12 protein-coding genes are annotated in these 13,937 nt (G+C 70.5%); all 12 read left to right on the top strand.

The features are described 5' to 3' along the window. The 12 genes from LL648_RS37295 to LL648_RS37240 all read left to right on the top strand — a co-directional run bounded on the left by LL648_RS37295 (window position 1) and on the right by LL648_RS37240 (window position 13,884). On the top strand, window positions 1-570 hold the full coding sequence (locus LL648_RS37295) for a NuoB/complex I 20 kDa subunit family protein (protein ID WP_232667591.1): 570 nt from the start codon (window positions 1-3) through the stop codon (window positions 568-570). Then, window positions 563-1,369, top strand: coding sequence for an NADH-quinone oxidoreductase subunit C (locus LL648_RS37290; RefSeq protein ID WP_232667590.1), 807 nt, complete (start codon window positions 563-565; stop codon window positions 1,367-1,369). The genes LL648_RS37295 and LL648_RS37290 overlap by 8 nt, the downstream gene beginning before the upstream one ends. Further along, window positions 1,366-2,688, top strand: coding sequence for an NADH-quinone oxidoreductase subunit D (locus tag LL648_RS37285; RefSeq protein ID WP_232667589.1), 1,323 nt, complete (start codon window positions 1,366-1,368; stop codon window positions 2,686-2,688). The genes LL648_RS37290 and LL648_RS37285 overlap by 4 nt, the downstream gene beginning before the upstream one ends. Continuing rightward, on the top strand, window positions 2,685-3,395 hold the full coding sequence (gene nuoE, locus LL648_RS37280) for an NADH-quinone oxidoreductase subunit NuoE (RefSeq protein WP_232667588.1): 711 nt from the start codon (window positions 2,685-2,687) through the stop codon (window positions 3,393-3,395). The genes LL648_RS37285 and nuoE overlap by 4 nt, the downstream gene beginning before the upstream one ends. Continuing rightward, entirely contained in the window at window positions 3,395-4,726 is a 1,332-nt protein-coding gene (gene nuoF / locus LL648_RS37275) for an NADH-quinone oxidoreductase subunit NuoF (RefSeq protein WP_232667587.1), read from the top strand. Before nuoE ends, nuoF begins: the two co-directional genes overlap by 1 nt. After that, entirely contained in the window at window positions 4,723-7,170 is a 2,448-nt protein-coding gene (locus tag LL648_RS37270; protein WP_232667585.1) for an NADH-quinone oxidoreductase subunit G, read from the top strand. Before nuoF ends, LL648_RS37270 begins: the two co-directional genes overlap by 4 nt. Before the next feature lie 35 nt (window positions 7,171-7,205). Beyond that, on the top strand, window positions 7,206-8,501 hold the full coding sequence (gene nuoH / locus LL648_RS37265) for an NADH-quinone oxidoreductase subunit NuoH (protein WP_232667618.1): 1,296 nt from the start codon (window positions 7,206-7,208) through the stop codon (window positions 8,499-8,501). After that, complete coding sequence (gene nuoI, locus LL648_RS37260; RefSeq protein WP_232667584.1) at window positions 8,494-9,036, top strand: NADH-quinone oxidoreductase subunit NuoI; 543 nt, start codon at window positions 8,494-8,496, stop codon at window positions 9,034-9,036. Before nuoH ends, nuoI begins: the two co-directional genes overlap by 8 nt. An 8-nt stretch (window positions 9,037-9,044) precedes the next feature. Beyond that, on the top strand, window positions 9,045-9,893 hold the full coding sequence (locus tag LL648_RS37255; RefSeq protein ID WP_232667617.1) for an NADH-quinone oxidoreductase subunit J: 849 nt from the start codon (window positions 9,045-9,047) through the stop codon (window positions 9,891-9,893). After that, a complete protein-coding gene (gene nuoK / locus LL648_RS37250; protein ID WP_232667583.1) occupies window positions 9,890-10,189 on the top strand; it encodes an NADH-quinone oxidoreductase subunit NuoK in 300 nt (99 codons plus the stop codon). The genes LL648_RS37255 and nuoK overlap by 4 nt, the downstream gene beginning before the upstream one ends. Window positions 10,190-10,331: 142 nt before the next feature. Next, window positions 10,332-12,245, top strand: coding sequence for an NADH-quinone oxidoreductase subunit L (gene nuoL, locus LL648_RS37245; protein WP_232667615.1), 1,914 nt, complete (start codon window positions 10,332-10,334; stop codon window positions 12,243-12,245). Between the two features lie 31 nt (window positions 12,246-12,276). Then, window positions 12,277-13,884: an NADH-quinone oxidoreductase subunit M gene (locus LL648_RS37240; protein ID WP_232667581.1), complete on the top strand. Its 1,608-nt coding sequence runs from the start codon at window positions 12,277-12,279 to the stop codon at window positions 13,882-13,884. The last annotated feature ends 53 nt before the right edge of the window (window positions 13,885-13,937 follow it).

Genomic DNA, 13,937 nt, shown 5'->3' with positions numbered 1-13,937 from the left:
ATGGGCCTCGAAGAGCACCTTCCCAACGGCGTGCTGCTGACCAGTGTCGAGAAGCTGGTCAACTGGACCCGCAAGTCCTCGCTCTGGCCGGCCACCTTCGGGCTGGCCTGCTGCGCGATCGAGATGATGACGACCGGCGCCCCGCGCTACGACCTCGCGCGGTTCGGCATGGAGGTCTTCAGGGCCTCGCCGCGCCAGGCCGACCTGATGATCGTCGCCGGCCGGGTGAGCAACAAGATGGCGCCCGTGCTGCGCCAGATCTACGACCAGATGCCGGAGCCGCGCTGGGTGCTGGCGATGGGCGTCTGCGCGTCGTCGGGCGGCATGTTCAACAACTACGCGATCGTGCAGGGCGTCGACCACGTCGTGCCCGTCGACATGTACCTCCCGGGCTGCCCGCCGCGGCCGGAGATGCTGATCGACGCGATCCTCAAGATCCACGCGAAGATCATGGACGAGCCGCTGGGCGCCAAGCGCGCCGCGGCGCTCGCCGAGTCGGGCCACAAGACCGAGCTCGTGCCGTCCTCGATCAAGTTCGCGCCGAAGAAGAAGGCAGTGGAAAGTGCCTGACGAACCGAAGGACGCGACGGGCGCGCCGCAGTCGTCCGCCGAGAAGAGCGGCGCCGACACCGCAGCGCAGGACGCCGCCGGCGGCGAGACCCCGGAGAGCGGCGAGCTCGAGCAAGCGCCCGAGACCGAGGGCGGCACCCGCCTCGCGCCGAGCCGCACCCGCTCCGGCATGTTCGGTGTCTCCGGCTCCGGCGACACGTCCGGTTTCGGCGGCCTGCGCCTGCCCGGCCACGTGCCCGCCCCGGCGGAGCGGCCCTTCGGCGGCTGGTTCGACGACTTCGCCGACGACGTCGCGGAGGCGCTCGCCGAGAGCGGCGTGCCGCGCGGCGCGGTGCAGCAGATCACCATCGACCGCGACGAGATCACCTTCTACATCGAGCGCGAGCGCATCCTCGACGTCTGCCGCACCTTCCGCGACGCCGGCGACCTGCGCTTCGAGCTGTGCTCCTCGGTGTCGGGCGTCGACTACGGCGTCGACGTCGAGCAGCGCCTGCACGTCGTCTACCACCTGCTGTCGATGACCTACCGGCGCCGCGTGCGCCTGGAGGTCGCGCTCGACGTCGACGACGCCAAGCTGCCCAGCGTCGTCGAGGTCTACCCGACGGCCGACTGGCACGAGCGCGAGACGTGGGACATGTTCGGCGTGGTCTTCGAGGGCCACCCGGCGCTCACCCGGATCCTCATGCCGGACGACTGGGACGGGCACCCGCAGCGCAAGGACTACCCGCTCGGCGGGATCCCGGTGGAGTACAAGGGCGCGGAGATCCCTCCGCCTGATCAGAGGCGGTCGTACTCATGACCAGCACGAACGACGCCTACGCCGACGAGCGGATCACCACGGAGGGGACCGTCTACACGGTCACCGGCGGCGACTGGGACACGCTCATCGACTCCGAGCACGACGACCGGATCGTCGTCAACATGGGCCCGCAGCACCCGTCGACCCACGGCGTGCTCCGGCTCGTGCTGGAGCTGGAGGGCGAGACGGTCCAGCAGGCCCGCTCGGTGATCGGCTACCTGCACACGGGCATCGAGAAGAACTGCGAGTACCGCACCTGGACCCAGGGCGTCACCTTCGTGACGCGCATGGACTACCTCGCGCCGATCTTCAACGAGGTCGCCTACTGCCTCGCGGTCGAGAAGCTGCTGGGCGTCGAGGCCCCGCGCCGGGCCACGATCGGCCGCGTCCTGCTCATGGAGATCAACCGGATCGGCTCGCACCTGGTGTGCCTGGCCACCGGCGGCATGGAGCTGGGCGCGCTCACCGGCATGACGGCCGGCTTCCGCGAGCGCGAGGAGGCGCTGCACCTCCTGGAGTTCCTGACCGGCCTGCGCATGAACCACGCGTACGTCCGGCCCGGCGGGCTCGCGCAGGACCTCCCCGACGGCTGGTACGAGAAGGTCGTCGAGTTCGTCGCGCTCATGCGCAAGCGGCTGCCCGACTACGACAAGCTGCTCACCGGCCAGCCGATCTGGCGCCAGCGCCTGGAGAACGTCGGCTACCTGCCCGTCGACGGCTGCCTCGCGCTGGGCGCGACCGGCCCGATCCTGCGTGCCGCGGGCCTGCCGTGGGACCTGCGCAAGGTCGAGCCGTACTGCGGCTACGAGGAGTACGAGTTCGACGTCCCGGTCGCCACCGAGGCCGACTGCTACGCCCGCTACCGGCTGCGCGTCGCCGAGATCCACGAGTCGCTCAAGATCATCGAGCAGGCCGCGGACAAGATGAAGGCCGAGCCCGGTCCGGTCATGGTCGAGGACCGCAAGATCGCCTGGCCCGCGCAGCTCTCGGTCGGCTCCGACGGCATGGGCAACACCCTCGAGCACGTCAAGAAGATCATGGGTCAGTCGATGGAGTCGCTGATCCACCACTTCAAGCTGGTCACGGAGGGCTTCGCGGTCCCGCCGGGCCAGGTGTACACCGCCGTCGAGTCGCCGCGCGGCGAGCTGGGCTACCACCTGGTCTCCGACGGCGGCACGCGCCCGGTGCGCGTCCACGTCAGGGAGCCCAGCTTCGTGAACCTGCAGACCATGCCCGCGATGAGCGAGGGCGGCATGATCGCCGACGTCATCGCGGCGGTCGCGTCGATCGACCCGGTGATGGGGGGCGTGGACAGATGAGCGACGAGATCTTCGACGAGGTCACGCGCCAGCGCACCAAGGAGATCATCTCCAGGTACCCGCAGAGCCGCTCGGCGCTGCTCCCGCTGCTGCACCTCGTGCAGTCGGTCGAGGGGCACGTCAGCCAGGACGGCATCCGGTACTGCGCTGAAGCGCTGGAGCTGAGCACGGCCGAGGTCTCGGCCGTCGCCACCTTCTACACGATGTACAAGCGGCGGCCGTGCGGCGAGCACCTCGTCAGCGTCTGCACCAACACGCTGTGCGCGGTGCTGGGCGGCGACGACATCTACGCCCGCCTGAAGGAGAAGCTCGGCGTCGGGCACGAGGAGACGGCCGGCGAGCCCGGCAGCCCCGGCTCGATCACGCTGGAGCACGCGGAGTGCCTCGCCGCCTGCGACCTCGGCCCCGTGCTGCAGGTCAACTACGAGTACTACGACAACCAGACGGTCGAGAGCGCCGAGCAGCTCGTCGAGGCGCTGCAGCGCGGCGAGAAGCCCGCGCCGACCCGCGGCGCGCCGCTGACCGACTTCAAGACCGTCGAGCTGGAGCTCTCGGGGATCTTCCCCGACCTCGAGCGCAGCGTGGAGGGCCCGTCGACCGCGGTGGAGACGATGCGCGGCGCGCAGCTCGCCTCCGAGCGCGGCTGGCTGGCCCCGGCCATGCCCGACTCGCCTCCCGCGTTCCCGGACCTGCCGGAGAAGAGCTGATGACCGCACCCGTGACCCCGGACCCGTTGACCCCGGTGCTCACCCGGCGCTGGCAGTCGCCGCGCTCGTGGGCGATCGAGACCTACGAGCAGCTCGAGGGCTACCAGGCGCTGCGCCACGCGCTGACCACGCACCCCGACCGGATCATCCAGCTGGTCAAGGACTCCGGCCTGCGCGGCCGCGGCGGCGCGGGCTTCCCGACCGGCATGAAGTGGGGCTTCATCCCGCAGGGCGCCACCGGCCCCGGTGCGAAGCCGAAGTACCTCGTGATCAACGCCGACGAGGGCGAGCCGGGCACCTGCAAGGACATCCCGACGATGATGGCCGACCCGCACTCGCTGGTCGAAGGCTGCATCATCACCAGCTTCGCGATCCGCGCGAACTTCTGCGCGATCTACGTGCGCGGCGAGGCGCTGCACTGCATCCGGCGCATGCGCAAGGCCGTCGAGGAGGCCTACGCCAAGGGCTACCTCGGCAAGGACATCCTCGGTTCCGGGTTCGACCTCGACATCGTGGTGCACGCCGGCGCGGGCGCCTACATCTGCGGCGAGGAGACGGCTCTGCTCGACTCGCTGGAAGGTCGTCGCGGTCAACCTCGCCTCAAGCCTCCGTTCCCGGCCACCTCGGGGCTCTACGCCTCGCCCACTGTCGTCAACAACGTCGAGACGATCGCCTCGGTTCCCGCGATCGTCATGGGCGGCAGCGCCTGGTTCCGGGCGATGGGCTCCGAGAAGAGCCCCGGCCCCAAGATCTACTCGATCTCCGGGCACGTCGAGAAGCCCGGACAGTACGAGGCGCCGCTGGGCATCACCCTGCGCCAGCTGCTGGAGCTCGCCGGCGGCATGAAGGACGGCGTCCCGCTCAAGTTCTGGACGCCGGGCGGCTCGTCGACCCCGCTGTTCACCGCGGAGCACCTCGACGTCCCCCTCGACTTCGAGGGCGCGGCGGCCGCGGGCTCCATGCTCGGCACCACCGCGGTGCAGATCTTCAACGAGACCGTCTCCGTGCCGTGGGCCGTCATGAAGTGGACGGAGTTCTACAAGCACGAGAGCTGCGGCAAGTGCACGCCGTGCCGTGAGGGCACGTACTGGCTCGTCCAGATCCTGGAGCGGATGGTGGCCGGCGAGGGCACCGAGGCCGACGTCGAGACGATGCTCGACATCTGCGACAACATCCTCGGCCGCTCCTTCTGCGCGCTCGGCGACGGCGCGACGAGCCCGATCACGAGCGCGATCAAGTACTTCCGCCAGGAGTTCCTGGACCTCATCGCGGCACAGCCCGCGGTGCAGCGTCCCGAGCAGCTGGCCGAGCTGACCGGAGCGACCGCATGACCATCGCACCCGAGGAGAAGAAGGCACTCGTACCCGACGGGTACGTGCGCCTGACGATCGACGGCCGCGAGGTCGACGCGCCCAAGGGCGAGCTGCTGATCCGCACCTGCGAGCGGCTCGGGATCATCGTGCCGCGCTTCTGCGACCACCCGCTGCTCGACCCGGCCGGCGCGTGCCGCCAGTGCCTGGTCGAGGTCGAGATGGGCGGCCGGCCGATGCCGAAGCCGCAGGCCAGCTGCACGATGACGGTCGCCGACGGGATGGTCGTCAAGACCCAGCACACGTCGCCGGTCGCCGACAAGGCGCAGCAGGGTGTGATGGAGCTGCTGCTCATCAACCACCCGCTCGACTGCCCGATCTGCGACAAGGGCGGCGAGTGCCCCCTGCAGAACCAGGCGATGGCGCACGGGCGCACCGACTCGCGGTTCGTCGACGTCAAGCGGACGTTCCCGAAGCCGCTGCCGATCTCGACGCAGGTGCTGCTCGACCGCGAGCGCTGCGTGCTCTGCCAGCGCTGCACGCGCTTCTCCGAGCAGATCGCCGGCGACCCGTTCATCGACCTGCTGGAGCGCGGCGCGCACCAGCAGATCGGTGTGGCCCAGGACAAGCCGTTCCAGAGCTACTTCTCCGGCAACACCATCCAGATCTGCCCGGTCGGTGCGCTCACCAGCGCGCAGTACCGGTTCCGCTCCCGCCCGTTCGACCTGGTCTCGACGATGGGCGTCGACGAGCACACCGCCAGCGGTGCCGCGCTGCGCATCGACACCCGCCGCGGTGTCGTGCTGCGCCGCCTCTCGGGCAACGACCCCGAGGTCAACGAGGAGTGGATCGACGACAAGAGCCGGTTCGCCTTCCGCTACCTGACCTCGAAGGGCCGGATCACCCGCCCGATGGTCCGCGGCGCCGACGGGCAGCTCGCCGAGACGTCGTGGACCGAGGCGCTGCGGGTCGCCGCCGAGGGGTTGCTCGCGGCCCGCGCCGGCGGCATCGGCGTGCTCACCGGTGGCCGGCTCACCGTCGAGGACGCCTACGCGTACGCGAAGTTCGCGCGCGTCGCGGCCGGCACCAACGACGTCGACTTCCGGGCCCGCCCGCACTCGGACGAGGAGCTGGACTTCCTCGCCTCGCACGTCGTGGGCACGGGTCCCGAGCACCTCAGCTACTCCCGGCTGGAGGCCGCGCCCGCGGTCCTCTGCGTCGCGCTGGAGCCGGAGGAGGAGGCGCCGGTCGTCTTCCTCCGCCTGCGCAAGGCCGCGCTCAAGACCGCGCAGAAGGTCTTCCACCTCGGCCAGTGGTCCACCCCGGCGGTGCTGCGCACGGCCGTCGAGCTGGGTTCGGCCGAGCCCGCGGCCCGCGACAACCTGATCCCGGCGGTGCCCGGTGCGGAGGCGGCGGTGCTCGCCGACCTCCCGGCGCACGTCGTCGAGGCGCTCACCGGCGGTGGCGTGATCCTCGTCGGCGAGCGGGCTGCCGAGGTGCCCGGCCTGTACTCCGCGGTCGCCGCGCTCGGCGCCCGCACCGGCGCTGCCGTCGGCTGGGTCCCGCGCCGGGCCGGCGACCGCGGCGCGCTCGACGCCGGCGCCGTGCCGAACCTGCTGCCCGGCGGCCGGCTCGTCACCGACGCCGCCGCCCGCGCCGAGGTCGAGTCGGCGTGGGGCCTCGCGGAGGGCACGCTGCCCACCGCGCGCGGCCGCGACACCGACGAGATCCTCGCCGCCGCCGCGATGGGCGACATCGCGGCGCTGGTGGTCGGCGGGCTCGACCCGAACGACCTCGCCGACCCCGCTGCGGCGCTCGCCGGCCTGCGCGAGATCGGGTTCCTCGTCAGCCTCGAGCTGCACACCTCGGCCGTCACCGAGCTGGCCGACGTCGTGCTCCCGGTCGCGCCCGACGCGCACCGCAGCGGCAGCTACCTCAACTGGGAGGGCCGCCGCCGCGAGTTCGGCGCCGCCCTGGAGGCCGGCGGCGTGCTTCCCGACTGCCGGGTGCTCGACACGCTCGCCGTCGAGATGGACGTCGACCTGTTCACCCAGACCCCGGCCGCCGCGGCCGGTGAGCTGGCCAGGCTCGGCAGCGGCAACGCGGCGGCTCCGGCCGCGCCGGCGCTGGCCCCCTCCGAGCCGCTGCGCCCCGGCTTCGGCCAGGCGGTGCTGGCGTCCTGGCGGCAGCTGATCGACGACGCGTCGCTCGCGATCGACGAGCCCGCGCTCGCCGGCACCGCGCGTCCGGCGGTCGTGCGGATCAACGCGGCGACCGCCGAGCGGCTGGGCCTCGCGGAAGGTGCCGACGCCACCGTCCGCACCGAGCGCGGCTCGATCACGCTGCCGGTGGCGCTCGCCGACCTTCCTGACGGTGTGGTGTGGCTGCCGGGCAAGTCCGGCGAGTCGCAGGTACGGACCGTGCTCGGCGCAGGGCACGGCGACCTCGTGGGGGTGACGGCGTGACCGGTCTCGGCGCTGTACTGGCGCAGGACGGGGGCCTGACGCGGACGCAGCAGCTGCTGGCGGACGACCCGCTGTGGCTGATCGTGCTCAAGGTCGTCCTGCTCTTCGCCATCGGCGTGGTCATGACCCTGTTCATGATCAACTGGGAGCGCAAGGTCGTCGGCCGCATGCAGCAGCGGCCCGGGCCCAACCGGGTGGGGCCGGGCGGCTGGCTGCAGAGCCTCGCCGACGGCCTCAAGCTGGCGTTCAAAGAAGACATCATGCCGGTGATGGCCGACAAGCGGGTGTACTTCATCGCCCCGGTCATCTCGACGATCCCGGCGTTCGTCGCGTTCTCGGTGATCCCCTTCGGCGGCACCGTCACGATCTTCGGTGAGGAGACGGTGCTGCAGCTCGTCGACCTCCCGGTCGGCGTGCTCGTGGTGCTCGCCTGCTCCTCGCTCGGCGTCTACGGGATCGTGCTCGGCGGCTGGGCGTCCGGCTCGCCGTACCCGCTGCTCGCTGCGCTGCGCTCGGCGGCGCAGGTGATCTCCTACGAGATCGCGCTGGGCCTCTCGATCGTCGGCGTGATCCTCTACGCCGGCTCGATGTCGACCGCCGACATCGTCGGTGCCCAGTCGAGCGGCTGGTACGTGCTGCTGCTGGCGCCGAGCTTCGTGGTGTTCGTGATCTCGATGGTCGGTGAGACCAACCGCGCGCCGTTCGACCTCCCGGAGGCGGAGTCGGAGCTGGTCGGTGGGTTCCACACCGAGTACTCGTCGCTGAAGTTCGCGCTGTTCTTCCTCGCCGAGTACGTGAACATGGTGACCGTCTCGGCGATGGCCACCACGCTGTTCCTCGGCGGCGGCCAGATCCCGTGGCTGCCGGCGCTGTGGTCGGGCTTCGATTCGGGCTGGTTCCAGTTCCTCGCGTTCGTGCTGAAGATGTTCATCTTCCTGTTCGTCTTCATCTGGCTGCGCGGCACGCTGCCCCGCCTGCGCTACGACCAGTTCATGCGGCTGGGCTGGAAGGTGCTGGTCCCCGGCAGCCTGCTCTGGATCCTGATGATCTTCGCGATCCGCACCTACCGCAACAGCGGCGAGGGCGTGACGTCGCTGCTGGTCGCGGTCGGGATCGGGCTCGCGGTCGTGCTGGTCATAGCGTTCCTGGTGCCCGACCGGCAGGTGCAGCAGGAGCCGGTGATCGAGGTCGCGTCCGACTACCCGGTGCCGCCGCTCGACCTGACGGTCCCGACGCCGCCGCGGCACAAGCTGCGCGCGCGCAGGCTCGCTGCCGGAGCGGAGAACCGGGAACCGGCTCTCGCAGGCGGAAAGGACAAGAAGGATGTTTGAGTTCTTCAAGGGCTTCGGCGTCACCTTCTCGACGATGTTCAAGAAGGTCGTCACCGAGGAGTACCCGGAGAACTTCCCGCCCGCGGCCCCGCGCTACCACGGCCGCCACCAGCTCAACCGGCACCCGGACGGGCTGGAGAAGTGCGTCGGCTGCGAGCTGTGCGCATGGGCCTGCCCCGCCGACGCGATCTACGTCGAGGGCGGGGACAACACCGAGGAAGCGCGCTTCTCGCCCGGTGAGCGCTTCGGCGCGATCTACCAGATCAACTACCTGCGGTGCATCGGCTGCGGCTTGTGCATCGAGGCCTGCCCCACCCGGTCGCTCACGATGACGAACTTCTACGAGATGGCCGACGACAACCGGCAGGACCTGATCTACACGAAGGAGCAGCTGCTCGCGCCGCTGCTGCCCGGCATGGAGCAGCCGCCGCACCCGATGCGGCTCGGTGAGAGCGAGCAGGACTACTACGTCCAGGGCCCCACGCTCGCCAGGGCGAACCCGAAGACCGATCCGGTGGGGGAGCAGGTCAAGTGAGCCTCGACATGACCCTCCTGGCCCAAGCGGCCGACGCTGCCGGCGGCGCCGTCAGCACCGGTGAGGCCATCACGTTCTGGATCCTCGGCCCGCTGGCCCTGGCCGGCGCGCTGGGCATGGTCTTCGCCCGCAACGCCGTGCACTCCGCGCTGCTGCTGGCCTCGACGATGCTCGCGCTCGCGGTGCTCTACATCGTGCAGCAGGCGCCGTTCCTCGGCTTCGTGCAGATCATCGTCTACACCGGCGCCGTGATGATGCTGTTCCTCTTCGTGCTGATGCTCGTCGGGCGCGACAGCTCCGACTCCGTCGTCGAGGTGCTGCGCGGCCAGCGGCTCGCCGGCCTGGTGCTTGGGCTCGGCTTCGCGGTACTGCTGGTAGGCGCCGTCGGCAGCTCGCTGACCGCCGTGCAGCCGGTCGGGCTCGCGGCCGGCTCGGCCGGCTCGGGCGGGAACGTCACCGGGCTCGGCGCGCTGATCTTCACCAAGTACCTGTTCGCGTTCGAGCTCACCTCGGCGCTGCTGATCACCGCGGCGCTCGGGGCGATGGTGCTGGCCTACGCGCAGTCCAAGGGCCACGCCAAGCGCGGCCAGCGGGCCACCGTCGAGGCGCGGCTGCGCGGCGAGCACGACCGCATCTCCCCGCTGCCCGGCCCCGGCGTCTTCGCGACGGGCAACTCGGTCGCCGTGCCGGCGATCCTGCCCGACGGCTCGATCGCGCCGGAGTCCATCTCCGCGATCATCGACGCCACCCCGGTCGAGGCCTTCGACGAGCCGCCGCCGGACGCGCACGCGCTCACGGGGGGTCGCAAAGAGCCCGAGAGCGCCACCGGCCCCGAGTCCGAGGACAAGCAGTCATGAGCCCCACGTACTACCTGCTGCTCTCCGCGCTGCTGTTCGCGATCGGCGCGGTCGGCGTGCTCGTGCGCCGCAACGCCATCGTCGTGTTCATGTGCATCGAGCTGATGCTGAACGCTGTGAACCTGACGCTCGTCACGTTCTCCCGCATCAACGGCCAGCTCGACGGCCAGGTCATGGCCTTCTTCGTGATGGTCGTGGCTGCCGCGGAGGTCGTCGTCGGCCTCGCGATCATCATGTCGATCTTCCGTACCCGCCGGACCGCGTCGGTCGACGACGCGAACCTGCTGAAGTACTGAGCCGCAAGGAGCTCCCCGTGCCCAGCCGTCGTCCTCCCCGCGCCGCACCCCGTGGCGGTCTCTCGTGAACGCCCCGCTGAACGTGCTGGTCGCGGCAGCGGAGACCACCTCCGAGCTGCCCCACGTCGGTCCCGCGACCGGCATGGCCTCGCTCGCCTGGCTGCTGTTCGTGCTGCCGGCCGCGGGCGCGCTCGTGCTGTTCGTCGCCGGGCGCGCCGCGAACAAGTGGGGCCACTGGCTCGGCGTGCTGACCGTCGTGGCGTCGTTCGCGCTCGGGCTGGCGATCTTCCTGGAGACCGTCGGCCTGCCGGCCGAGGAGCGCACCCGCGAGATCTCGCTGTTCGACTGGATCGCCGTCGCGGGCCTGCACGTCGACTTCGGCTTGCGGCTCGACCCGCTCTCGCTGACGTTCGTGCTGCTGATCACCGGTGTCGGGTCGCTGATCCACATCTACTCGACCGGCTACATGGGCCACGACCCCGGGCGGCGGCGCTTCTTCGCGCAGCTGAACCTGTTCGTCGCGGCGATGCTCGTGCTGGTGCTCGGCAACAACTTCGTGATGCTCTACCTCGGCTGGGAGGGCGTCGGCCTGGCGTCGTACCTGCTGATCGGCTTCTACCAGGACCGCCCGTCCGCGGCGACCGCCGCCAAGAAGGCGTTCCTGATGAACCGCGTCGGTGACGTCGGGCTCGCCATCGCGATCTTCCTGCTGTGGACCAACCTCGGGACCGTCCAGTACACGGAGGTCTTCGAGAACATCGGGACCCTCGACGCCGGCGTGCTCATCGCGATCACCGTCCTGCTGCTGCTCGGCGCGTGCGGCAAGTCCGGCCAGTTCCCGCTGCAGGCGTGGCTCCCCGACGCCATGGAGGGCCCGACCCCGGTCTCGGCGCTGATCCACGCGGCGACGATGGTCACCGCGGGCGTCTACCTGATCGCCCGCACGCACCCGATCTACGACCTGACCACGACCGGCCGGCTGGTCGTCGCCCTGGTCGGGGTGGTCACCCTGCTGATCGGGGCGATCATCGGCTGCGCCTACGACGACATCAAGAAGGTGCTCGCGTACTCGACGGTCAGCCAGATCGGCTACATGTTCCTGGCCGTCGGGCTCGGGCCGGCCGGTTACGCGCTGGGCATCTTCCACCTGCTCACGCACGGCTTCTTCAAGGCAGGGCTCTTCCTCGGCGCCGGTTCGGTCATGCACGCCATGAACGACGACGTCGACATGCGCCGCTACGGCGGGCTCGCCAGGTACATGCCGATCACGTTCATCACGTTCGGGCTCGGCTACCTCGCGCTGATCGGCTTCCCGTTCCTCTCCGGCTACTTCTCCAAGGACGCGATCATCGAGGCCGCGTTCGCCGAGCCGGGCTGGCAGGGCTGGGCCTTCGGCGGTGCCGCGACGCTCGCGGCCGGGCTCACCGCGTTCTACATGACCCGGCTGGTGCTCATGACGTTCTTCGGCGAGAAGCGCTGGGAGAAGCTCAAGTCGGCCGACGGCAGGGACTACCACCCGCACGAGTCGCCGATCTCGATGACCGCGCCGATGATCGTGCTGGCGCTCGGCTCGATCGGGGCGGGTTTCCTGCTCTCCAACGGCCACGTGCTCATCGACTGGCTCGCACCCTCGCTGGGTGAGCTGGAGGAGCACGCCGCGGGCGGCGCGCTGCCGCACGAGATCGTGCCGTGGATCGTCGTCGGGTTCTCCGCGCTGGGCGTGCTGATCGCGCTGCTCGTCGTCGGCGGGCGGCCCACACCGGTCGAGCGGCCGGAGCCGGTGTCGCTGCCGGTCCGCGCCGCGCGCCGCGACCTCTACGCCAACGCCATCAACGAGGCGCTCATCGCCCGCCCGGGCGTGTGGCTCTCGCGCGCGCTGGTCTACGTCGACAACCGCGGCGTCGACGGCGTCGTCAACGGGACGGCCGCCATGCTCGGCGGCAGCTCCGGACGGCTCAGACGCCTGCAGACCGGCTTCGTCCGGTCCTACGCGCTCTCCATGCTCGGCGGCACCGTGCTCGTGGTCGCGGCGCTCTTGGCGGTGCGGTTCGCATGAGCACGCGAGAGCTGCTTGTCAGGGTCGAGCAATGAGTACTGGAGGAAGTGTGCTGCTCCTGATCCTGCTGGTGCTGCCGCTCGTCGGCGCGCTGGTGGTCGCACCGCTGAAGAACAACGCCGCGACCGCGAAGCTCGTCGCGCTGGCGTTCGCGCTGGCCTCGCTGGTGCTGACGGCCGTCACCTGGTTCTCGTACTCGATCGCCGAGGGCGCGCCGCGCTTCCAGCTCGAGCTCTCGGTGCCGTGGATCCCGGCGTTCGGCACGTCGTTCGCGCTGGGCGTCGACGGCATCGCGCTCGTCATGCTCGCGCTGATCGCGGTGCTGGTGCCGATCGTCATGGGCTTCTCGTGGGAGGAGAAGCTCCCCGAGGGCCGCACGGCCGCGGGGTTCTTCTCGCTGCTGCTGGCCACCCAGGGCCTGCTCGTCGGCGTCTTCGCGGCCACTGACGTCTTCCTGTTCTACGTGTTCTTCGAGGCCATGCTGGTCCCGATGTACTTCATGATCGGCCGCTTCGGCGGGCCGCGCCGGCAGTACGCGGCGGTGAAGTTCTTCCTGTACTCGCTGTTCGGCGGGCTGATCATGCTCGCGTCGGTGATCGGGCTGTACGTCGTCAGCGGCGCCGAGCTCGGCCAGGCCACGTTCACCTGGGTCGAGCTGCAGCGGATGGCCGCGAGCGTCGACGAGACCACGCAGATCTGGCTGTTCATCGGCTTCTTCGTGGCGTTCGCCATCAAGGCGCCGCTGGTGCCGTTCCACACCTGGCTGCCCGACGCCGGTGCCGAGGCGCCCGTCGGGGCCGGCGTGCTGCTCGTCGGCGTGCTGGACAAGGTCGGCACGTTCGGCTTCCTGCGGTACTGCCTCCCGTTGTTCCCGCTGGCGTCGCAGCGGCTTGCGCCGCTCGTGCTGACGCTGGCCGTGATCGGGATCCTCTACGGCGCGCTGCTCGCGGTCGGGCAGAGCGACATGAAGCGGTTCGTCTCCTACACCTCGATCGCCCACTTCGGGTTCATCGCGCTGGGGATCTTCGCGTTCTCGTCGCAGGCCTTCGCCGGCGCCACGCTCTACATGGTCAACCACGGCATCTCGACCGGGATGCTGTTCATCGTCGTCGGGCTCGTCATCGCGCGCGGCGGCTCGCGGCTCATCGCCGACTACGGCGGCGTCCACAAGGTCGCCCCGCTGCTGGCGGGGACGTTCCTGGTGGCCGGCCTCTCATCGCTGGCGCTGCCGGGCACGAACTCGTTCATCAGCGAGTTCCTGGTGCTCGTGGGCTCCTACCCGCGCCAGCCGGTGTACACGATCCTGGCCACCGTCGGCATCATCTTCGCCGCGCTCTACGTCCTGTGGGTCTACCAGCGCACGATGCAGGGTCCGCTGCGCGGCAGCGCCGTGCTCGGCGCGCTGGAGCCGGCGGGCGGCCCGGGGGCGATGATCGACCCGGACGTCGCGGCCAAGAAGGCCGGCACCGGCTTCCCCGACCTCTCCGGTCGTGAGATCGCCGTGTTGACCCCGCTGATCGTGCTCGTGCTGGTGCTCGGGTTCTTCCCCGGCCCGGTGCTCGACGTCATCACCCCGTCGGTGATGGCCACGCTCCATGAAGTGGGTCTTCCCGACCCGGTGGGAGGACTGTCCCAGTGAGCCCGCTCTCCGCTGTACTCACCGAAGGCGCTGTACTCGCCCAAGGTCCGGCA

Origin of the sequence: Pseudonocardia sp. TRM90224 (assembly GCF_021245725.1) — a bacterium.
Classification (GTDB): domain Bacteria; phylum Actinomycetota; class Actinomycetes; order Mycobacteriales; family Pseudonocardiaceae; genus Pseudonocardia.
This window is presented reverse-complemented; position numbering and strand designations above follow the sequence as displayed.